The sequence below is a fragment of the Burkholderia sp. BE12 genome, assembly GCF_002959955.1.
Lineage (GTDB): Bacteria > Pseudomonadota > Gammaproteobacteria > Burkholderiales > Burkholderiaceae > Burkholderia.
In genome coordinates this window covers 45,105-66,306 of sequence record NZ_PREY01000004.1, presented here as the reverse complement: position 1 = coordinate 66,306, position 21,202 = coordinate 45,105, and the positions used below count along the sequence as shown (strand labels likewise).

Here is a 21,202-nt window from a genome sequence, read left to right as displayed (position 1 = left end):
AGAGGGCCAAATTCGTAGGCCCAGTCCTACAAGCCCGAAGCATGCCGGAGCGCGTCAGCGCAGAGATGAGAAGCAGGTAGGGCAGGCGCTGCGTACGCAGTATGTTCAGTTCGAAGAAGTCTGCGCCGCGCGCCGTGCGAGCGCTTCGCGTGCGAGGTTTTCCGTCTGCGCGAGCAGCGCATCGAGCGATGCGGTCGCGCCGGCGTGCACGGCGTCCTGCATGTCGCGCACCGCATCGGCCACCGCATGCTCGTGAATCGTCGCGAACGCACCGCGCAACGTATGCAGTTCGTCGCGCAGCGTGGCCACGTCGTTCTGCGCGTTCGCCGTGCGGATCGTCGCAACGGATCGTTCAAGGCTCTCGGTGAGCAGCGCATGCACGTCGGGCGGCAACGGGCCCGTCGCGAGATCGGCCAGCGCGGGCCGCTTTGCGGATGGGCTGACCGGCGCCGCCTGCGCGAAGCGGCGCACGGTGCGGTCCATCGTATCGAGCAGCACCGGCTTCACGAGCACCGCGACGATCCCGGCCTCCGCGCAGCGTGCATGCTCGGCGGCACTCGCATGCGCGGTGATCGCGACCACGGGCAACTCCGGATACTGCGCGCGCAGCACGCGAGCGAGCGTATAGCCGTCCATGCCCGGCATGTTGAGGTCGGTCATCACGAGGTCGTAGCGCGCGTCCGCGCAGCGGCGCAACGCGGCGGCGCCGTCCTCGGCCGCGTCGGCCGTGTAGCCGAGCGTGACGAGCTGCCCTTGCTGGAGCTTGCGGTTCACCGGATGATCGTCGACCACCAGCACGCGGGCGGCGAGCGCTGGTAGCGCCGCGTCGTTGTCCGCCACGTCGTGGCGCGCGATCTCCGCGTCGGTCGCCGCGCGCAGCGGCAGCGTCACGACGAACGTGCTGCCGAGGCCCGGCTCGCTCTTCACGTCGATCGCGCCTTCCATCATCAGCGTGAGCCGCTTCGTCAGCGCGAGCCCGAGCCCCGTGCCGCCGTAGTGGCGCGAGATCGACGTGTCGGCCTGCGTGAACGGCCGGAACAGCGTCGCGCGCTGGGCTTCGGTCATCCCGATGCCCGTATCGCTCACGCCGATCACGACGGGCGATGCCGGGTCGGTGTCGTCGCGCAGATAGACCTCGAGCGTCACGTCGCCGTCGCGCGTGAACTTGATCGCGTTGGCGACGAGGTTCGCGGCGATCTGACGGATGCGGGTCGGGTCGCCGATGTAGCGCGCGGCGAGCGCATCGTCGACGACGACGTCGTACTGCAGCCCCTTCGCGGTGGCAAGCGGCTCGAACATCGCGCCGGTCTGTCGGACCGTTTCCGCGAGGTCGAACGGAATCGCCTCGATCGTCATCTGGCCGGCTTCGATCTTCGACAGATCGAGGATGTCGTTGATCAGATCGAGCAGCGTCGACGATGCGCCTTCGACGATATGCAGGCGCTCGTCTTGCGTTGCCGTGAGCGGCTCGCGGCCGATCAGTTCGAGATTGCCGAGGATCGCGTTCAGCGGCGTGCGGATCTCGTGGCTCATCGTCGCGAGGAACGCCGATTTCGCTTCGTTGGCCGCGTCGGCCGCGCGGCGCGCGTCGGCGAGATTGCGCTCGACGGCCTTTTGCGACGTGATGTCGGAGAAGTTGCAGAGCAGGACGTCGGCGTCCTGGTAGCGCGTGCGCACCAGCGTGACGAGCAGATCGACCGTTTCGCCGTCGGCGGTCGGCAGGCTCACGTGATGATCGGGTTGCCATGCGTTCGCGTCGGGCGACCGGTCGAAGCACGCGTAGAGGCGTGTGGCGAGCGGCGGCTCGGTGCTCACGCGCGCCTCGTATGCGCGCATCGTGTCGTTCTGCAGCAGCACGGCGCCATCGGCGAGCGCCAGCAGCGCGATGCCGGCGGGCGCGGCTTCGACGATCGTCCGGTTCAGGTTTTCGCTTTCGACGATGCGCCGCGTGCGTGCCGCTTCGGGTTTCAGCACGCGCCGATCGAACCGCACGAGCATGAACCACGCGAAGCCGATGGCGGCGGTCATGATCGCCACGTACCAGCCGATGCGCTCGCCGAGTGCCGCGAACAGCGAGCGCAGCGAGAAGGATTGCACCAGTGTCCAGTCCGTATCGGGGATGCGCTGGCTTAGCGTGAACGAGCCTGCGTGGTAGGCGGTGCGAGACGCCGCGGTCTGCACCGCGCGCGCATCGGCCGTGAGTTGCGTGATCGTTGCGGGGGCGTCCTCGCCGTCGGCGGCCGTACCGGCGCGCAGCACCGTGCCGCCCGTCGCGCTGGCGATGATCGCCGCGTCGCGGTGATCGTTGCTGGCAAGACGCTGGCGCAGCACGTCGACGGGCAGCGTCGAGATGAACACCGCGCGCGCGGTACCGGCTTCGTATGCGGTGCCCACGAGCCGGAACACGTCGCGCCGCTGCACGGGATCGTACGCGGGCGCGCGCCACACGTAGCGCCCGGCGGGCACCGGGCCGGCATCCGTCGCGACCTTCGCGAGCAGCGCGGCGACATCGGCGGCGCCGGTGGCGGCGAGCGGATCGGCGGGCGTCGGCTGCGGGATGATCAGCACGAAGCGGCGATCGGGGCGGTATGCATAGCCGGCGATTTCATGGTTCGCGACGTACGCGCCGACGCGATAGCTCATGTCGCTGGCCATTGCGAGATCTCGGGCATACGCCGCCGCCGGTTGTGCCGGCGACAAGTCGGCGAGTGCGAGCACCGGCGGGAAGCGCGGGCTCGCTTGCAGCACGATCCGGCCGTGCTCGTCGGTCAGTCGCGACACGAGCGCAGGGTCGGTCACGCGCGTGTTCCAGACGGCTTCCTCATGCGTGACGAGCGTGTCCATGCCGGTCGCGCGCAGCCTGAACTCGAACTGGACGAGAAACTGCCGCACCGCGAATTCCGTGTAACGCTCCTGCACGTAATCCTTGGCCAGCGCATACAGCAGCAGGCCGCTCGCGACGAGCGCCGCAAGGGTGACCGCGATGCCGCCCGCGTAAAGCAGCGTGCGCTGATGGCGCCCGATCAGCGCGCGGGCCGAACGGCGAGGGGCGGGGTCGGGGGTAGTGCAGGTGCGGTCGGATTCGGCGCGATGATCCATCGTGGCACGGTGCGGTCGGCGAGGGTTCCGACATGATAATGGAGACGGATCGCCAGCGCGGAGCAATGTGCCGAGGGGTTTCTCGCCGTCGCCGGCCGCGGTGTCGTCGGATCGAAGGCAGTATCCGCCGGGGAGCGACGCCGGTCCGTCTCTTGTCGTGCCGTCAGCGTCGCCCGGCGTGCCGCCGCCGGGTCATTGGCGTGCTTCGCCGGATGGCTCGGCCGGCTCGCATTCCACCAGCCGATAGCCGAATCCATAGACGGTCATCAGCCGCAGGCCGTGCCGGCCATCGAGCCCGAGCCGGTCGCGCAGGTTCGCGACGTGTGTGTCGATCCGGCGGCTCGACGTCGCGACGAGCGAGCCCCACACCATCTGGCTCAGATGCGCACGCCCGAGACTGCGCCCGAGATTCATGAGGAGCGCGGTTGCGATCTGAAAATGCTTCTCGGTCAGGAAGTGTTCCGCGCCCCCGATGTGGATGCAGCGATTGGCCGCGTCCACCTCGACGCCGCCGACGCGCCAGTGCCGGCGGTGCGTGGTCCGGAAATGCGCCCAGCGCAGCCAGGTCGACACGGCCATGACGATCTTGTCGGCGGACGACGTGTAAGGCAGGTATTCGTTGGCGCCGGCCTGGAACGACAGCACCTGCGAGGTACCGTCGTCGCGCTGGCTGACCATGATGATCGGCACCGAATCGGAGAAACGCGCGCGCAGTGTGCGGATCGCGTCGAGCGTGCGGACGCACGGTGTCTCGCACTGCACGATCAGCAGGTCGAACGGCTGCGCGTCGCCGGCCGCCAGCAGGTCGGGCACGAACTCGAAGCGGACCGGGCGGTACAGCGCCTTCCTGAGCAGATCGTCGATCCGGAGGCGGTCGTAGCCGTATCCGGCGCGCCGCAAGCGATCGTCGAACGCGTGCCGGCTCGGATGATCGATCGTCAGAATTGCGATGCAGACCGACGAGACTTCGGCTGCGGTGGGTGTATGTGATGCCTGCATGGTTCGGTCGAGCAAGCCCGTGGTGAGCGAACTGGCGCGCGGCGCCGGGCGTCAATGTGCCGCGTGCGCGCCGGTCGCGGGCGGCGCGCGGGATGGGTCGATCGCGTGTCGTTCGTGTGCGGCGGGAGCGGGCGGGTGTGATGCCGTTCGGATGAGCATGACGGCGTGCCGACCGTGGCCGGACCGGATGCGCGCGTGACGCACTTGAATGATGCGAAAAAGATCCCGCCGCGAAGGCGGGATGAATATCGACTATCTATCTCTGGATTCACGACATGCCCGCATTCGGGAGAACAGGGCATATCGCAAGACGATTGTCGTATCGGCGGCGCGTCGCGTGAATCGGTCCAGTCTGAAAATACAGGCGCGGATGCTTGAATATCGAGCGAGCTTGGCCGAATGCGGGCGTTGTGCTGCCGCGTTGCTGTTTCGCACGGAGCAGGCCCTGCGTCGCGCGCGCCGGCGCGTATATCGGACCGGGCCCACCGATCCGCGGCGCAGTATCGGACCACGGGCAGAGGCATCTTGCGGACAATTTGCGGAACAGGGCGCGGCGTGCGTTCGACGTTCCTTGTCTCCACGCCGGGCCCGCCCGAACCGTTTCGCGACGCGCGCGAACGGCCGCGGGCCGCATCGTGCGGCCCGCCGACGAATCGTGGCCCGCTGCTCGGCGGCGGCGCCTTTTTTTCATCGAAGAGCATCCGACATGAATCTGACCCGAACCGCGACGAGCCGGCTCGTCGCCGCCGCGCTATGCGCACTGACCGCAATGATGACCCCCGCGCAAGCGGCCGACGTACCCGCGCCGGCCACGGCCGCGCCGGCCGACCACGACTTCGATTACGACCACCAGCGCGACTGGCATCTGGAATCCGGCGATGCGCAGTCGCCGGTCGCGATCGATTCGAACACGGTCAAGCAGGCAACCCGATACGCCGACGACAACAACGCGATTGCCATGCATATCGACGACACGCGCGCGAAGGTGATCGACAACGGTCATACGATCCAGATCGTGCCGGCCAGCGGCAGCGCAACGATTCGCGGGCGCCATTTCAGGCTTCAGCAGATTCACTTTCATGCACCTGCGGAACACACGCTCGACGGCCAGACCTATCCGGTCGAAGGGCATTTCGTGTTTCGTGCGCAGGACGGCCGGCTGGCGGTCGTGGCCGTGTTCTATCGCACCGGGGCCGAGAACGCGCAGTTCGCGGCCGTGATGGGCGCACTCAAGGCGGGCGACACCGCGAGCCTGCCGTCGTTTCGCGCGGCCACGCTGATGCCGACCAGCGCGAATACCTACTATCACTATCTCGGTTCGCTGACGACGCCGCCGTTGACCGAAAACGTCGAATGGTACGTGCTGGCCGAGCCGGTCGAACTGTCGGTGGACGACCTGACCGCGTTCCGGATGCGCTACTCGCACAACGCGCGCGTGGTGCAGCCGCTGAACGGGCGGCCGCTGCTGCGTTATGACGTGAACGGGACGCCGCGGTAGTACGCCGACACCAAGGCTCGCGTGCACGCGCGGGCCATTCCGACGACGTGTTCGAACGATTGGCGCAATAGTTAATTAATGGCAATTCTCGGCCGAACCAGACCAGTCCGATTCAAAAACGACTGGCGCGCTGTCACTATCCGATCCAGGAGTTGAAGGGCGTGCGCCGGCGCTTTGCGCCGTGCGAGCCTTCATCGAGCGTCTGCCGCTTCGTACGCCGCTCGCCGAAGCGCTATGCGAAAGCATACGGCGCCGACTGGCTCCGCGATCGCGATCGTCGTGACGAAGCGGGCGTTGCTCGAACGCCCGATCTCTCGTGCACCGGCGATGCACGCGCATCTGCTCCACATGATGGAGCGTGCAGTCTATCGTTCCGGGTATCCAATGTATCCAGTCAGTCGTAAGTACTCCGATAATTCAATCAGTCTCGCAGGCATCGCGCGTCGCATCTGTGACATCGGCGTCCTGATTGCCGGCGGCGTCATTGCAACGAAGCTGTTCGGCAGCGCGGAAGATATCGGCTTCACCGAGGCGTTCGTGGCGTTCTCGGTCGTGCTGGCCCTGCTCGTCTTCCCGGTATTCGGGCTGTATACGTCTTATCGGCGCTGGTCCTCGTACGCACACGTGCTGCGGCCGATCGCCGCTTCGATGGCCGTGACGGCGGGCAGCGGCGCGATCATGAGCGCGTTGCATCGTAACTATCGGGCGACGCCGCTCTGGTTCGTCTGCTGGGCGGTCGTGGTCGCCGGCGGGCTGGTGTCGGCGCGTGCGCTCATGTGGCAGTGGAAAAAGCACATCGCGCGGGTGTCGGCTGCGTGCCCGGTGGCGGTCGTCGGCGACGGCGACTATTGCGCCACGCTTGCACGCGACATCGCGGCCATGCCGCACGAACCGTACCGCGTCGCGGCGATCTTCGATACGGCCGGCCGTGCGTCGACCCCGCATGCGCCGGTGCACCGGGACATGGAAGCGTTCGTCATCCATGTCCGGCGCTTCGATATCGAAGAAATCTGGCTTGCGCTGCCCCTGCACGAAACGGAGCGCATCCAGGCATTCGTCGACGCGTTTCAGAAGGATCTCGTGAACATTCGCTTCATGCCGGATACGCGTGGGGTGGCGATGTTCTCGGGCGACGACTGGGTCAACGTCGCGGGCGCGCCGGCGCTCAATCTGGTGGCTTCGCCTTTGTCCGAACGCGCGCTGTATCGCAAGGCGATCTTCGACCGGCTCTTCGCATTTTGCGTGTTGATCGCCATCTCGCCGCTGATGGCGGCGATCGCGGTGGCCGTGAAGCTGTCGTCGCCGGGGCCGGTTTTCTTCAGGCAGCAGCGCCGGGGCGCGAACGGCCGCAAGTTCAGCATCTACAAGTTCCGCAGCATGCACGTGCATCAGGACGCGCCCGGCGAAGTCCGCCAGGCGACCCGTAACGATCCGCGCGTCACGCGCCTGGGCGCATTCCTGCGCCGCACGAGCCTCGACGAGCTGCCGCAGTTCATCAACGTGCTGTGCGGCGACATGTCGGTGGTCGGGCCACGTCCGCATGCGGTGGAGCACGACCTGGTCTATCAGGATCTCGTCGACGGCTACATCCACCGCTATCGCGTGAAGCCGGGCATCACCGGCTGGGCCCAGGTCAACGGGTTCCGCGGTGAGACCGATCGCATCGAGAAGATGAACGGACGCATCGAGCATGACCTGTACTACCTGAGGAACTGGTCGCTCGCGCTCGACATCCGGATCATCGTCGCGACGGTGTTTCGTTCCGCTGCACATCGCAATGCCTATTGACGCGCGATCGTCGCGCCGCCTTTTTTCAGGGTCCACGGTCATCATGATTTTGTTCGGAACGACTTCCTTCGCCGGCCATGCACGGCGCGTGCTCGCGATCGCGAGGCGGGCGCGCATCGGCATGGCGATGACGCTCTGCGTCGTGGGGCTGTCCGCCTGCGCGTACGCGCCCGGCATGCGGATGAGCCGGCCGGTTGCGCTGGAACCCGGTCTGTCGAACCCGGCTGTGCCCTCGGCAGGTGCGGCGCCAGGGCCGTCCGATATCGCGATCACCGAGCTCGACCTCGGTCTGATCCGGCAGATGAACCGCGCGGCCGCGCAGGCCTCGCTCGAGAACGGGCAATCGCTCGCGGGCGAGCCGGGCCCCTACACGATCGGGCCCGGCGACGTGCTGCGGATCGTCGTCTGGAATAACCCGGAACTGGCCGCCGCGCAGGGGCCGTTGCCGCAGGGCGCGCCGCGTCCGGCCGATCCGGCCACGGGCTTCGTCGTCGGTCAGGACGGCAGCCTGACCTTTCCGTATGCGGGCACGCTGAAGGTGGCGGGTTTGAGCGCGGAGGCGGCGCGCGTGCGTCTCGTGGGCGCGCTTTCGCGCTATCTGCGCGATCCGCAGGTCACGCTTGCCGTGGCGTCGTACCGGTCGGCGCAGGTGTACGTCGAAGGCGACGTGCATACCCCGGGCGCGCTGTCGCTGAACGACGTGCCGATGACGCTGTACGAGGCGATCGGCCGCGCCGGCGGCTTCAACGACACCGCCGACCGCAGCCGGGTCGAGCTCGTGCGCAACGGCGTTACGCATCCGCTGAACCTGACGCGCATGTTGGCGAATGGCATGAATCCCTCGCGGATCGTGCTGAAGGGCGGCGATCTGCTGCGCATCGCGGCGCGCGACGACAACCACGTGTACGTGATCGGCGAAGTCAATCGCCCGGTCACGGCCGTTCCCGACAAGAGCGGCCGTCTCACGCTTGCCGATGCGCTGCTGCAGGCCGGCAGCCTGAACGCCGGCACGGCCGACGCCGCGCAGATGTACGTGATCCGCGGCTCGCTGGCCGGGCAGCCGCAGGTGTTTCATCTCGATGCGACGTCGCCGGTGTCGATGCTGGTCGCGAAGGAGTTCGACCTGCAGCCGAAGGACGTCGTCTATGTCGACGCGAACGGGCTCGTCCGCGCGAGCCGCGTGCTGAACCTGCTGTTGCCGGCGATCAATGCCGGCCTGACCGGTGCGGTGGTGACCAAATGACGCCGCTTGCGCACGACGGGGCACGTGCCGTGACGAGCCGCGCACGGCTTCAAGGAGGAGCGTGATGGATCGTCGCGAACTGCTGAAGGCGTCGCTGCTGGGGGCGGCCGGCGTATCCGCGATGGACACGCATGCGGCCGCGGCATCGGGGCCGGTTGCTGCCGCACCGGACGGTTGCATCTCGGTGCGCGATTGCGGCGCGCTCGGCGACGGCCTCGCCGACGACACGGCCGCGCTGCAGCGCGCAATCGACCAGGTGCGTGAGCGTGCGGCCGCGCTCGGCAATACGGCGTTCCTGCCATGCGTGCTGTTGCCGTCGGGGCGCTACCGGCTCACCGACACGCTGCGCACGGCGCCCTGGATCAAGCTGCGCAGCGCCGGCAGCGTGCTGCTCGATTTCACCGGCCTGCCGCCCGACCGCGACGGCATCGTCTGCCGCAACGACGTGTCGTTCGGCACCGACGTGCTGCGCTATCCGTCCAATCGTTCGCCGTTCCTGGACGGCACGGGCGGCACGATTTCGATCCTTGGTCCGGGTGTCGGGCGTGCGGGCGGCACGGCGATCGTCGTCGGCGACGCGGATCCGCACGGCGTGGGCGTGGTGCGCGACGCGGGCGGGCGAAACGTCGTCGTCACGGGATGGCGCTGCGCCCTCGGTATCGATCCCGTCCATGCGTACCTGAATGCGTGGCTGTCGTGTCGCTTCGAGGCCAACCGCGACGCGGCGATCCACGTGCGTGCGCGGGCGGGGAAGGCGGTCGACAGCGGCGAGCGCATGACCTTCCACGACTGCACGTTCGCCGGCTCGCAGCGCGCATTGCTGATCGACACCGATAGCCAGGACTTCGTGTTCGACGCGTGCTCGTTCGATTTCAACGGCGACGTGATCGCGTACGGACCGGATGCGCGCTACGGCACGGTCGCGCTACATCACTGCCACGTCGAAGGTTTCGACGGGCTGCTGGTCGACGCGACGAAGGCGGGCGAGCGCCTGCGTGTCGCGCTCGACCATTCGATCGTGCTGCCGCGCGGCTGGAAGCGCCGCGACCGCGCCAATGCGCCACGGCTGCTGGTGGGGGGGCGGTGCCGGTTCTCGGCGATCGCGGTCGAGTTCCGCTTCGAAGCCGCCGCCGCGTCGCCGCGCGACGCGCTGATCGGCGACGACGTCCAGGTGGACGCGCTGGTCGGCCTGAGTTTTACCGGCCACGCCGCCTTGCCGTCGAACCGGCCCGAGCCGCGTGCCGATGCGTTCGAAAACGGCCTGCAGGTGCGCAACGCGGTTCGCGAGGGTCGCTCCGCCGACGTGGCGCGCACCGCCCCGCCCGGCGATGTGCTGATCGCGCGCGCGGCACGCTGGCGCAACGGCTGACCGGCTGGCGCCATCCCCCATTCACGAAAGAAACCGGATTTCACGATGTATCGCGTTCTCGTTCTCTGCCGAGGCAATCTTTGCCGAAGCCCCATGGCCGCCGCCTTGCTCGATGCACGGCTGGACCGTGTCGCCGTCGCGTCCGCCGGCCTCGACGCGCCGCACGGCGAGCCGGCCGCCGACGAAGCGGTCGCGGCGATGCGCGCGCGCGGCGTCGATATCGCTACCCATCGCGCAACCCGCGTGTCGGCCGAGCTGTGCCGCAAGGCCGACCTGATTCTCGTGATGAGCCGTATGCAGCAGCGCGAGATCGAATGGCGTTACCCGTTCGCGCGAGGCCGCGTGTTCCTGTGGTGCGAGCACGATGGCCGCGACGTGTTCGACCCGATGGGCGAGTCGGCCGACCGGTTCGACGCGTGCTGCGCGTTGATCGAGGAGGGAGTCGCCCACTGGGCGGAGCGCATCGGTGAGGTCGCGCGCCTTCGACCGGCAATGGGGGCGAGCCGATGAAATCCCCCGTGCATTCCGCGCGCGACGCGGCGCACGACGACGGCTTCGACATGGGCGCGTTACTCGACATGTTCGTGCTGCATCGGCGGACGATGGCTGTCGTGTTCGCGGTGTTCGCCGTGGCGGGCGTTGCGTGGGCCGTGCTGTCCACGCCGCTCTACCAGTCCGACATCCTCGTCCAGGTCGAGGACAACGACACGACGTCCGCTGCGCGTTCCGCGTTGGGCGAGCTGTCGTCGATGTTCGGCGTGAAGGCGTCGGCGGAGACCGAGAAGCAGGTGATCGGCTCGCGCTTCGTCGTGTCGAGGGCGGTCGATCGTCAGCGGCTCTATGTCGACGCGCGGCCGGCGCGATTGCCGCTGATCGGCGGCGCGATCGCGCGAGCGAACCCCAGGCTGTCGAACCCTGGTCTGCTTGGTTTCGGCGGCTACACGTGGGGCGACGAGCGGATCGACATCGCCGCGTTCGACGTGCCGAAGACGTTCGAAGGCGAGCGCTACATGCTGACGGCATTGCCGGACGGGCGCTTCGCGATCGACGGACCAGGGCTGGACGGGCCGCAGGCCGGCCGTATCGGCGAGCGCACGCATCCCGGTATGGATCAGCGCGGATTTACGTTGCAGGTCGACGCGATTCATGCACGGCCCGGCGCGCGCTTCTCGCTGGTCCGCTACGGGCGCCTCGAAACGATCGATCGCCTGCAGCGCGCACTGTCGATCGCCGAGGTCGGCAAGGATTCGAACGTGCTGCGCGTCAGGCTGCGCGGCGAAGATCCGGTGCGCATCACCGTCACGCTGAACGACATCGCGCATTTCTACGTCGATCAGAATGCCGCCCGCAAGGCGGCGGAAGCGGCGCGCTCGCTCGAATTCCTGGAAGGGCAACTGCCGCAGTTGCGCAGCAACGTCGACGCATCGGAAGCGGCGTTGACGAAGCTGCGCACCGGCTTGCGTTCGGTCGATATCGAAGGCGAAGCGAAGGTGCTGCTGCAGGAATCCGCCGACAACGACACGCAACTCGTACAGATACGGCAGAAACGGGCCGAACTATTGACCCGTTTTACGTCCGCGCATGAATCGGTGCAGGCGATGGACGAGCAGATCGCGGTGCTGACGGCCCGATCGGCCGAGCTCGGCAAGCGGGTCGCGGTGCTGCCCGAGCGGCAGCGCGAGATCGTGCGTCTCGAACGCGATCTCAAGGTCGACAACGAGCTGTACGTCGGCCTGCTCGACAACATCGAACAGCTGAAGCTGCTGCGCGCAAGCCGGATCGGCAATATCCGCGTGATCGACCTGGCCGAGCAGCCCGATCGCCCGGTGCGCTATCGCCGGGTGCTCGGCCTGGTGGCGGGGATTGCGCTCGGCGCGTTCATGGCGATGGTCGCAGCGTATGGGCGTCGCCTGCTGTCCGGCGCGCTTTCCGATCCGATCGAGATCGAGCGCGAGACGGGGTTGCGCGTGGCGGCGACGATTCCGCTGTCGCCAGGCGGCAGCGGGCGGCTGTCGTTGCGCGGGCGCGCGCGGCCGGATCCGCTTCGGCCGCTCGCCGTGAGCGACCCCGGCGATCCGGCGATCGAGTCGCTGCGCAGCCTGCGCGCGACGCTGGAGTTTTCCACGGCGGCGTCCGGCCGCAACGTCGTGATGATCACCGGCCCGTCGCCGGGCATCGGCAAGTCGTTCGTCGCGTCGAACCTGGCGACGGTGCTCGCGGCCGGCGGCCGGCGCGTGGTGCTGGTCGATTCGGACCTGCGCCGCGGCAAACTGCACCGCACGTTCGGCACCGGTGAGGCCGGCCTCGCGGAGGTGCTGGCGGGCACGGCCACGCTCGATGCCGCGTTGCGCGAGACCGGGCACGGGCAGCTCGACTTCCTGCCGGCCGGCGCGTATTCGGCCGACGCGGCGGACCTGTTCAACGATCGGCGCCTGAGGCCGCTGATGGCCGAGCTGTCCGCGCGCTACGACATCGTGGTGCTCGACACGGCGCCGCTGCTGCCGGTTGCCGACGCGGCGACGCTCGCGACGTTCGCGGCCGGCAACGTCTACGTCGTCGCCCGTGCGGGCGCGACGGGCCAGGGCGAGTTGCAGGTGACGGCCGACCGTCTCGCGCAGGTCGGAGCCGACATCAGCGGCGTGATCCTCAACGGCGTCGATCCGCATGCGGGCCGGTTCCGCTACGGGATGAAGTACGGCGCCTACCGTTACGACGCACGCCGCTCGACGAACGGCGCCGCCGCGCGACGGGCCGGGACGGAGGCTTGAGCATGTCTCGTCGCCGCGATATTGCCGCGATGGCGCTGCTCGGCGCCAGTGCGATCGGCTCCGCCGCGCTCGCGTTCGCCGCGCAGGCGATCCTGGCGCGCGCGCTGGACCCGGATGCCTATGGCCATTTCGTGTCGGCGCTGACGGTCGTCACGATCGTCGCGCCGGCCGTCGGTTTCGGGCTGCCGATGTTCTGGCTCAAGGCTTACGGCGCAGAAGGCTGGGGTGCCGTGCGCTGGATGCCGGCGTCGATGCGCTTCGTGTGCGCGAGCTCGCTGGCGTGTGCGGGCGTCGTCGCGCTGTGGGCGTGGCTCGGCGTTCGCGAGCACGACACCGCGCGGCTGCTGATGTGGATGCTGCCGGCCGTGCTGAGCCAGAGCGCGATCGAACTGTGCGCGTCGCGCTTTCAGCTCGAGGAGCGTTTCGCGCTGGTCGGCGCGTGGCAACTGTTCCAGAACGGCGTGCGGCTCGGCGCCGTGCTGCTGTTCGCGTGGCTGCATGCGGACCCGCGCCACTTCGCGATCGCCTACGGATGCATCGGCATGGTGATCGCGGCAGGCGCGTGGCGGGCGCTTCAGCCGCTGCGCAGCGGTCGCGCGGCGCTGGCCGGTCACGGCGCGCCGCCGTCGCCCGCGGCGGGCGATGCGCGCGCAGCGCTGCCGGCGGTGCGCGACGTGTGGCGCGGTGCGTCGCCGTTCGGTCTCGCCAGCGTGCTGTATTTCGCGTATGCGCAATGCGGGCTGTTTCTCGTCTCGTGCCTGATGAACCCGCGCGACACGGCTGCGTACAGCGTCGCCGTCACGATGCTGTCAGCCATCTATCTGCTGCCGGCCGTGCTGTTCCAGAAGTTGCTGATGCCCCGCCTGCACCGCTGGGCAGCGTCCGATCCGGTGCGTTTGCGCCGCGCGTTCGTCGCCGGGAATCGCTGGATGCTGGTGTGCGGCATCGCCACCGCCATCGTGTTCGCGGTATGCGCGCCGGTGCTCGTGCCGCTGGCCTTCGGCGCGCGCTATCGCGACGTCGTGCCGCTGCTTCAGTGGATGGCGCTCTGCGCGCCGTTGCGTTTCCTCACGACGAGCGCGTCGTCGGTCATGACCACGCGCAACCTGATCCATGTCCGGAATCGCCGCGCGATGGCCGCGCTGGCGGGCAGCACGCTGCTGGGCCTCACGCTGATTCCCGCCTGCGGGCTCGCCGGCGCGGTGACGGCGGCGATCGGCGGCGAGGCGCTGTGGGCGGTGCTGTCGGTGGCGGCGGGACGCCGCTGCATCGGGCGGCATGAACCGGAAGGCGAAGCCGGGCCGCGCGTCGCGCCGGCGCGGGCGGAACCGGGCGGCGTGCACGGCCGGCCGGCCACGGCGCCGGTCAGCGTGATCATTCCTTGTTATCGCAACGGCGACACGCTCGAACGGGCCGTCGCGTCCGTCTATCGGCAAACCCGCCGGCCGCTCGAACTGATCCTGATCGACGACTGCAGCCTGGACGATACGTTGCAGCGCGCCGAATCGCTGCGGCAGCGCTACGGCAGCGACTGGATCCGCGTGATCGCGCAGCCGGTCAACGGCGGGCCTGGCATCGCGCGGAATACGGCATGGCAACGCGCGACCCAGCCGTATATCGCGTTTCTCGACGCGGACGACGCGTGGCATCCGGAGAAGATCGCGATCCAGTACGGCTGGATGGCGGCGCACCCCGATGCCGCGATCACCGGCCATCCGGTCGCATTGCACACGGACGATACGCCGGCGTCCGAGCCGGTTGCCGGATCGCCGGAGCCCGTGGCCGTGTCGCGCCGGCGCGTGCTGTTCTCGAATCGCTTCACGCCGTCGAGCGTGATGGTGCGGCGCGACGTCGGCGCTCGCTTCGACGAAACGAAGCGCTACGCCGAGGACTATTTCATGCTGCTCGACCTGGTGCTGGTCGAAGGCGGCCGCGCGTACCTGTTCCGGATGCCGCTTTCCAGCGTCTTCAAGGCGCAGTTCGGCGCGCCGACGGGCTTGAGCGCGCGTCTGTGGAAGATCCAGCAGGGCGAGCAGGACAACTACCGGTACTTCCGGCAGCGCGGCGCGATCGGGCGCGTCGAATGGCTCGTGTTCGCGTTGCTGAGCTTCGCGAAGTACCTGCGCCGTTGCGTGCTGTCCGGCCGCTTCGCGTGAGCATCGGACCAGGATCGCCGATGCTCATGCTTCCCTACCTGATTCCGCTCGTCGTGTTTTCGTTCGGCGTCGCGCTGTGCGCGACCCATGGCGCGACGAACCGGACCGTGCTGATGCTGTTCGGGCTGCCGATGATTCTGTTCGTCGTGCTGCGCGGCGATACCGGCACGGACACGGCCGCCTATTACACCGCGTTCACGGGCCTCGATTCAGGCGCGTGGTACGGCTCGGAGCCGTTCTTTCACGTGCTGACGCAACTGCTGTGGTTCGTCGAGCCCGATCCGCGCTTCGTCGTCAACGGCATCTCGCTGCTGACCGCCGTGACGTTGCTGTGGTCGATCGGCGGCGCGCGTCACGGCGCATGGTTCGGCGGCCTGCTGATCGTGCCCGGCATGTTCTACGAGCTGTCGATGAACGTGCTGCGCTTCGGGCTGGCCGCGTCGATCTTCCTGGTCGCGACGAACGTGCCGCCGCGCGAGCGTCCTTGGCGCTATCTCGCGCTGACCGTACTCGGCACCGGCACGCACTTCTCGTCGATCCTGCTGTTCGTGCTGTTCGTCGCGATCACGAACCGCACGCGGGCGGTGCCGCTGGTGCTGCTGTCGATCGGCGCGCTCGTCGGTGCGGTCGCGCTGCCCGGCTATCTCGGCGACAAGGCCGATCTCTATACCGGGCTCGCCGCGCCCAATGCGTCGTCGGGCCTGCTGTTCGTGATCCTGCAGGTGGCGATGCTCGCCACGGTCGCGCGCTTTCGTGCGGATTTCGCGATTCCGCGCGGCGGGTTCTGGCTCTGCCTGGCGCTCACCGGCGCGTTCTACGGCGTGACCCGCATGACCTACGCCGGCATCCGCTTCCAGCTGCTGCTCACGTTCCTGATGGCCGTCGTCCTGCTGCGCCAGTACCGGCCGCGTACCGGTCGCATGTCGTCGACGCTGGCCGCAGGCCTCCTCGTCATCGGTCTCGTCGCACTGGCGGGCCGGTTCAACAACATGCTGGACGAGGCGGGGCGCGGCGCGTCCCCGTTCATGCCGTATCGCATGTTGCCTTCCCTCGAAGCAGTCGGGTAGTCGATGAAAACCAGGAAAAGAAAGGTCGTGCACGTGACCGAAGCGCTCGGTGCGGGCGTGCTGCATTGCATCGCGTTGCTTGCGAACGCACAGGTGGAAGCGGGGGACGACGTCGTCGTCGTGCATTCGATCCGGCCCGATACGCCGGCTCCGGACAAGCTCGATGCGATGTTCGACCCGCGCGTCGTGCGGCGCGTGCTGCCGATGTCGACTGCGATCGGGCCGCGCGACGCATTGAGCCTGCTGCGGCTGATCGCGTGTCTCGCCGGGCTGCGGGCCGACGTAATTCATCTGCATTCGTCGAAGGCCGGTGCGCTCGGGCGCGTCGCGGCGCGCGTGCTCGGCAGGATAGACCGCACGTTTTACTCGCCGCACGGGTTCTCGTTCCTGCGCAAGGACATCTCGGCGCGGCGGGCGGGGATGTTGATCGGCATCGAAAAACTGTTGCATGCAATCGGCGGGCGACTGATCGGCTGTTCGCGCAGCGAGGCGCGTTATGCGGCGATGCTGTTGTCGCCGCGCCGCGTCGGCTACGTGGACAACGCGGTCGACCTGCGGCGTTTCGAGCCGGACGGCGAACGCGGTACGCGAGCAGGGCAAGCGGTGTGCACGTCGGGGCGCATCGCGTTCCAGAAGGCGCCGTGGCGCTTCGCGAAACTCGCCTTTGGTCTGTCCGCGCGGATGCCGGTGCGGTGCACCTGGCTTGGCGGCGGCGAGCCCGACGCGATCGGCCGATGGATCGGCGATGCGCCGGTCGAGGTGACCGGCTGGATCGACGCCGATGCATTGCGACGCCATCTGGCGGCGAGCGACGTGTTCGTCATGCCGTCGATGTGGGAAGGCATGCCGATCGCGCTGATCGAGGCGCAGGCCGCGGGCTTGCCCGCCGTCGTGAGCCGGATCGCCGGCAATCGGGATGTCGTGATTCACGGGGTCACCGGTTTTATGGCTTCGGACGACGAAGCGATGCGCGACTACACGCAGCGCCTGCTCGACGACGACGCGCTGCGGCAGCGCATGGGCGATGCGGCGCGGAAGATGGCGTTCGCGCGATTCGGCGCCGCGCGTTTCCGGCATGAATTCGACGCGTTGTATGAACGCGTCAGCCCGCGGCCGGCCCAGCAGCCGGCGCGTGCGCGAACCTCAGGAGAGTGGCGATATGGCAGCACGCAGGCACGCAACGAGCGATAGGTCCGTCGCGGCGAGGCGGCATGACGACCGGGTGCGAATGACGTTCTTCGGTTTTTACGGCCGTCACAACTTCGGCGACGATCTGTTCGGTTATCTGCTACAGCGATTCTGCGCGGATCTGCCGGGCGTGGCGCCGATCATGGTGGGTGCCACACCGCAGCGGGAGCTGACGGCCGCGTGGCGCCCGCGTCTGCTGGCGCGATGGCTGGACGATCGCGGCAAGCGCGGCACCATCGCGCGTTTCATCACCTACTGCGCGGCGATGGCACGGGCGGACGTGGCCGTGTTCGGTGGCGGGTCGCTGTTCGGGGCTCATGCGTCCGTTGCGTTCGCGCGCCTGATCGTCGGGTGGGCGCGGCGCTGGAACACGCCCGTGTATGCGCTGGGCGTATCCGTCGGGCCGTTTCATTCGGATCACCGCCGCGACGCCTTTCTTGAGCTGGCCGCACGGCTGACGGGGCTCGCGGTCCGCGACCGCGCGTCGGTGGCTGCGATGCACGGCATGATCGGCGCGAGCGGCCGGCCGCCCAACTTGGGGGATCTCGCGTTCGCGCTGCCGGCGATCTACCGGCCGCTTCGTCCGCTGGCGCCGCGCCGCAAGCTGGTCGTGTCGATCCATCTCGTCGACTACGTCGAGCAGGCAGTGGCCGTGCTGCGCGAGGCCGATTGCGGAACCGATATCGACCGCGTGTGTTTCGTGTCGCTCGATTCGGACTGCGCGGCGATCGCGGCAGCCATTCTGGCGGCGTTCGTGCCGTCACGCGTGACGGTCGAGCACGTCGTCTACGACGATTCGATCGAAGCGATCATCGACGTGATCGCCAGCGCGTCGTGCGTGCTGACCTCGAAGCTGCATGGCGCGATTACCGGATACGTGTATCAGGTGCCGGTGCTGCTGCTGTGCTATCAGCGCAAATGCGCGGATTTTCTGGACGATCACGCACTGCCCGGGCCGCGCGCATCGAACCCGACGCCCGGCGAATGCGTGGCCGCTCTGCGCACGTTGCTCGACCCGGTCGGCGTGCGCGAGCCGTTCGAGCAGGGCGACGCGTATCGGCAGCGGTTCGTGGCGTTTCTGCGCGACGCCGTGGACGCGCACGGTTTCGCACCGCGCTAGGACCAGGCTGACATAGGGCGATGCCGCGATTGGGCGTAGTCCGATTTACTCGAAACGGGCCCGGCGGGATACTCCGGGCAGGTCATTTACATCACGGGAGAACGGATCGGCGCGGCACACGCGGGGCGATTCGTCGTCGACATCATGGGCATGCAGGACATCACCGGACACTTCGCACTACCGCTCGCACGTCCTTATTCCGACGTGCCGCCGCCGTATGGCCGGCGCCGCACGCCGTTCGTGAAGAGCAAGCGGCCGCGGGCGGCGGTGTTCGACCTGCGCGCGGTGCGCGACGCGGCCGATGCACCGCGTGCCGCGGCGGTTCGCGCGGTGGATTTCGGTTCGGACAACCGCTCGTGGGTGAAGCCGAAGCCACCGCGCCGCCGCTGGCGGCCGACGATGCTGGCGCTGGTGGCCGGTCTCGCGTTCGGGTCGGTCGGCATCGCGGGCGCGCATCTGTTCGATGCCGGCCATCGCGCGCGGGTTCGGGCGCGTCCGCAAGATACCGTGTACGAATCGACGATTACGGTCGCGCCGCGGATGGCGCCCACCGTGACGCCGGTCGCCACCGTCGCTGCCCTCGAGATCGAGCGGCCCGTCGCGGACGACGCAGCGTTGCTCGACGCGCTGCAGGACAGTCGTGCAGGCGATGCATCTCCCGTGCAGGCTCCGGTAACGAAAGCCAACGCACCGCGCCGCAAGAAGGCAGTGCACACGGCCGCGATACCCGAGCGCCCGGCCGTGGCATCCGGCAGTGTTGCAACGCATGCCGCGGCGCCGAAAGTGGCTGCTTCGTCGACCGACTCCGCACCGGGCACGTCCGAAGCCGTCGGCATGAGCGCCGCCGAATTTTCGCACTGGCTCGCGTCGACGCGCGCGCCGGCGCACAAGGCGGCTGCACCGACGAATCCAGACGCGCTGCGCGTCGATCTGCCGAGTCATACGCGCCTGACGGATCAGTGAGGCATGCGACGCGTATTGATTCGGAACACGGAAGACTCCTGAAAGACGCACCAGAATCAGACCAATCCGATTCTCAGCCGACCGACCTTCGTCAACAATACTTATGCCGGTTTGGCGTGGTGTCCTCGCCGGTGTCTCCTCGATACGGAGACCTCTCCTTTACGACCGCTCTTCCCGGAGCGGTCTTTTTTATTGGAGCCGTCGGTATTACAGCGAGCGTTGCAATGACGTGGCGATAGTGCGGCCGATATCGACGCAAACGCGGAGAGAGGTACGCCATCTGGTGCGAGCGCATCGCGTGCGCGCCGACAAAAAAGAAATTGAATATCCAAATGGAGGAGCACATGTCGGATCAAGACGCGGCATCGAACGCCGCGATGCCTGACGCATCTACCGCCCCGGCGGTGGCCGGCCGCTATTTCCAGCTCGCGTTGCTCGTGTGCGCGGCCGGCGCGATCTATCCGATGCTGTACCTACGCCAGTTCTACCAGGACACGATGCTGGAGCTGTTCCAGATTTCGCGCGCACAGCTCGGCTATCTGTATTCGGCGCTCGGCACGACGTTCCTCGTTTGCTATTTGCCGAGCGGCTGGCTCGCCGATCGCTTGCCGCCACGCTGGCTGATCAGCTTCTCGCTCGTGGCGACCGGCGCGCTCGGCGTCGCGTATGCGAGTGCGCCGTCCTACCCCGTGCTGATGGTGATCTTCTGCGGCTGGGGCGTGACGACCGGGCTGACCTTCTGGGCCTCCGTCATCAAGCGCGTGAACACGATCGCGTTGCCGCGGGAGCAGGGCCGTTTCTTCGGTTTCCTCGACGGCGGACGCGGGCTGATCGAGGCGCTGCTCGCCACGGCGTCGCTCGCGCTGTTCGCGTGGCTCGTCGATGCGCGCGGCGCGTCGCATGGCGGCGCGTTCCAGCAGGTCGTGTTTTTCTACTCGATCGCCTGCGTCGCGCTCGGCGTCATGCTGCTGACGGTCAAGGACGCGAGCGCTTCGCGGCCTGCCGCCGCGCGAGCGGCGCAGCGCGGGCAGGGCAACCTGCCGCATGATCTGGCGATGCTCGCGCGCAACCGCTTTCTGTGGGTGTTCGCCGTCATCGTGTTCTGCGGGTATCACCTGTCGTGGGCCACGTACAGCATTTCGCCATACTTGCAGCAGAAGGGCGTCGGTATGTCGATCGTCGCGGCCGGCTTCATCGCGTCGCTGAAGCTGTGGATGCGCCCGATCGGCGGGATCGGCGGCGGCTTCGTCGGCGATCGCATCGGCACGCTGAACGTGCTGAGCGCCGCACTGTTCCTTGCCGCGCTCGCATTCGTCGCGCTGATCGTGTTTCCGTCGTTCAACCAGGTCGTGTTGCTGGCGGGCGTCGTGATTTTCATCGGTCTGCTGACTTACGCGGTGCGCGGCCTCTACTGGAGCGTGCTGGAACGCTGCGATGTGCCGCCACGGATCACGGGGCTCGCGATCGGCGTGATCTCGTTGCTCGGCTATTCGCCGGACGTGTTCCTGCCGTTGCTGAACGGCTGGCTGACCACCGAATATCCGGGCATGCACGGCTATCAGCTCTATTTCGGCTATGTCGCGTGCATGAGCGCGATCGGCGGCGGCGCGTGCCTGCTGCTGAAACGCATGCTTGGAAGGGGCGTCGAGCGGTAATGCTCGATGCTCGCGAATCTCGCATCGAGCCGGCGTGCGATTCGCGAGCAGTTGCCGAATGGAAAGGGGAACGGAAGGCGGCTTGGATGCGGGCACTCGATGCTCGCATAAGGCAGCGTATCTCTAGAGGTGCGCAACATACCGTCTGACTACATGTGGCCGCGCCCACCGACCACCATCGAATGCCCGCGTCCAAGCCGTCGCCGCGTAGCGGCGCGCGGTAAGCGGAGCGGTTCGCTCCTCCCGACATGCTGGCTTCACCAGACCGCTATCGACGAACCGTTCCGAT

14 protein-coding genes are annotated in these 21,202 nt (G+C 68.0%); 12 read left to right on the top strand and 2 right to left on the bottom strand.

Annotated features, from left to right (window positions below; translation table 11 throughout):
• Positions 1 to 105: 105 nt before the first annotated feature.
• Positions 106 to 3,099, bottom strand: coding sequence for a hybrid sensor histidine kinase/response regulator (locus tag C4B30_RS05665; RefSeq protein ID WP_105131985.1), 2,994 nt, complete (start codon positions 3,097 to 3,099; stop codon positions 106 to 108).
• 192 nt (positions 3,100 to 3,291) lie between these two features.
• Positions 3,292 to 4,098 (bottom strand): response regulator transcription factor, encoded by an 807-nt coding sequence (locus C4B30_RS05660; RefSeq protein ID WP_105131984.1) that lies wholly within the window; start codon positions 4,096 to 4,098, stop codon positions 3,292 to 3,294.
• 706 nt (positions 4,099 to 4,804) lie between these two features.
• Between C4B30_RS05660 and C4B30_RS05655 the strand changes: the two genes are divergently transcribed.
• The 12 genes from C4B30_RS05655 (at position 4,805) to C4B30_RS05600 (ending at position 20,913) form a co-directional block, all read left to right on the top strand.
• Complete coding sequence (locus tag C4B30_RS05655) at positions 4,805 to 5,596, top strand: carbonic anhydrase family protein (protein ID WP_105131983.1); 792 nt, start codon at positions 4,805 to 4,807, stop codon at positions 5,594 to 5,596.
• Between the two features lie 234 nt (positions 5,597 to 5,830).
• Positions 5,831 to 7,384: an undecaprenyl-phosphate glucose phosphotransferase gene (locus C4B30_RS05650; protein ID WP_234015392.1), complete on the top strand. Its 1,554-nt coding sequence runs from the start codon at positions 5,831 to 5,833 to the stop codon at positions 7,382 to 7,384.
• 43 nt (positions 7,385 to 7,427) lie between these two features.
• Positions 7,428 to 8,627, top strand: a complete 1,200-nt coding sequence (locus C4B30_RS05645; protein WP_442778447.1) for a polysaccharide biosynthesis/export family protein — start codon at positions 7,428 to 7,430, stop codon at positions 8,625 to 8,627.
• A gap of 64 nt (positions 8,628 to 8,691) precedes the next feature.
• The gene (locus tag C4B30_RS35590; protein WP_199779046.1) at positions 8,692 to 9,996 is read left to right on the top strand and encodes a glycosyl hydrolase family 28-related protein; all 1,305 of its coding nucleotides are present in this window, start codon (positions 8,692 to 8,694) and stop codon (positions 9,994 to 9,996) included.
• A 45-nt stretch (positions 9,997 to 10,041) separates the two neighbouring features.
• Positions 10,042 to 10,506, top strand: coding sequence for a low molecular weight protein-tyrosine-phosphatase (locus C4B30_RS05635; protein ID WP_105131982.1), 465 nt, complete (start codon positions 10,042 to 10,044; stop codon positions 10,504 to 10,506).
• A complete protein-coding gene (locus C4B30_RS05630; protein ID WP_105131981.1) occupies positions 10,503 to 12,764 on the top strand; it encodes a polysaccharide biosynthesis tyrosine autokinase in 2,262 nt (753 codons plus the stop codon). The genes C4B30_RS05635 and C4B30_RS05630 overlap by 4 nt, the downstream gene beginning before the upstream one ends.
• A 2-nt stretch (positions 12,765 to 12,766) precedes the next feature.
• Entirely contained in the window at positions 12,767 to 14,920 is a 2,154-nt protein-coding gene (locus C4B30_RS05625) for a glycosyltransferase (protein WP_105131980.1), read from the top strand.
• 20 nt (positions 14,921 to 14,940) lie between these two features.
• Positions 14,941 to 15,987: an EpsG family protein gene (locus C4B30_RS05620; protein ID WP_158683381.1), complete on the top strand. Its 1,047-nt coding sequence runs from the start codon at positions 14,941 to 14,943 to the stop codon at positions 15,985 to 15,987.
• A gap of 3 nt (positions 15,988 to 15,990) precedes the next feature.
• Positions 15,991 to 17,178: a glycosyltransferase gene (locus C4B30_RS05615; protein ID WP_105131978.1), complete on the top strand. Its 1,188-nt coding sequence runs from the start codon at positions 15,991 to 15,993 to the stop codon at positions 17,176 to 17,178.
• A 37-nt stretch (positions 17,179 to 17,215) separates the two neighbouring features.
• Complete coding sequence (locus C4B30_RS05610) at positions 17,216 to 18,295, top strand: polysaccharide pyruvyl transferase family protein (RefSeq protein WP_158683379.1); 1,080 nt, start codon at positions 17,216 to 17,218, stop codon at positions 18,293 to 18,295.
• A 150-nt stretch (positions 18,296 to 18,445) separates the two neighbouring features.
• Positions 18,446 to 19,258, top strand: a complete 813-nt coding sequence (locus C4B30_RS05605) for a hypothetical protein (RefSeq protein ID WP_234015390.1) — start codon at positions 18,446 to 18,448, stop codon at positions 19,256 to 19,258.
• Positions 19,259 to 19,602: 344 nt separating this feature from the next.
• On the top strand, positions 19,603 to 20,913 hold the full coding sequence (locus C4B30_RS05600; protein WP_105132142.1) for an MFS transporter: 1,311 nt from the start codon (positions 19,603 to 19,605) through the stop codon (positions 20,911 to 20,913).
• The last annotated feature ends 289 nt before the right edge of the window (positions 20,914 to 21,202 follow it).

Excerpts from the sequence above, each read along its gene's own strand:
- C4B30_RS05665 (WP_105131985.1), bottom strand. The coding sequence starts at position 3,099 with ATGGATCATCGCGCCGAATCCGACCGCACCTGCACTACCCCCGACCCC.
- C4B30_RS05660 (WP_105131984.1), bottom strand. The coding sequence starts at position 4,098 with ATGCAGGCATCACATACACCCACCGCAGCCGAAGTCTCGTCGGTCTGC.
- C4B30_RS05655 (WP_105131983.1), top strand. The coding sequence starts at position 4,805 with ATGAATCTGACCCGAACCGCGACGAGCCGGCTCGTCGCCGCCGCGCTA.
- C4B30_RS05650 (WP_234015392.1), top strand. The coding sequence starts at position 5,831 with ATGCGAAAGCATACGGCGCCGACTGGCTCCGCGATCGCGATCGTCGTG.
- C4B30_RS05645 (WP_442778447.1), top strand. The coding sequence starts at position 7,428 with ATGATTTTGTTCGGAACGACTTCCTTCGCCGGCCATGCACGGCGCGTG.
- C4B30_RS35590 (WP_199779046.1), top strand. The coding sequence starts at position 8,692 with ATGGATCGTCGCGAACTGCTGAAGGCGTCGCTGCTGGGGGCGGCCGGC.
- C4B30_RS05635 (WP_105131982.1), top strand. The coding sequence starts at position 10,042 with ATGTATCGCGTTCTCGTTCTCTGCCGAGGCAATCTTTGCCGAAGCCCC.
- C4B30_RS05630 (WP_105131981.1), top strand. The coding sequence starts at position 10,503 with ATGAAATCCCCCGTGCATTCCGCGCGCGACGCGGCGCACGACGACGGC.
- C4B30_RS05625 (WP_105131980.1), top strand. The coding sequence starts at position 12,767 with ATGTCTCGTCGCCGCGATATTGCCGCGATGGCGCTGCTCGGCGCCAGT.
- C4B30_RS05620 (WP_158683381.1), top strand. The coding sequence starts at position 14,941 with ATGCTCATGCTTCCCTACCTGATTCCGCTCGTCGTGTTTTCGTTCGGC.
- C4B30_RS05615 (WP_105131978.1), top strand. The coding sequence starts at position 15,991 with ATGAAAACCAGGAAAAGAAAGGTCGTGCACGTGACCGAAGCGCTCGGT.
- C4B30_RS05610 (WP_158683379.1), top strand. The coding sequence starts at position 17,216 with ATGACGTTCTTCGGTTTTTACGGCCGTCACAACTTCGGCGACGATCTG.
- C4B30_RS05605 (WP_234015390.1), top strand. The coding sequence starts at position 18,446 with ATGCAGGACATCACCGGACACTTCGCACTACCGCTCGCACGTCCTTAT.
- C4B30_RS05600 (WP_105132142.1), top strand. The coding sequence starts at position 19,603 with ATGTCGGATCAAGACGCGGCATCGAACGCCGCGATGCCTGACGCATCT.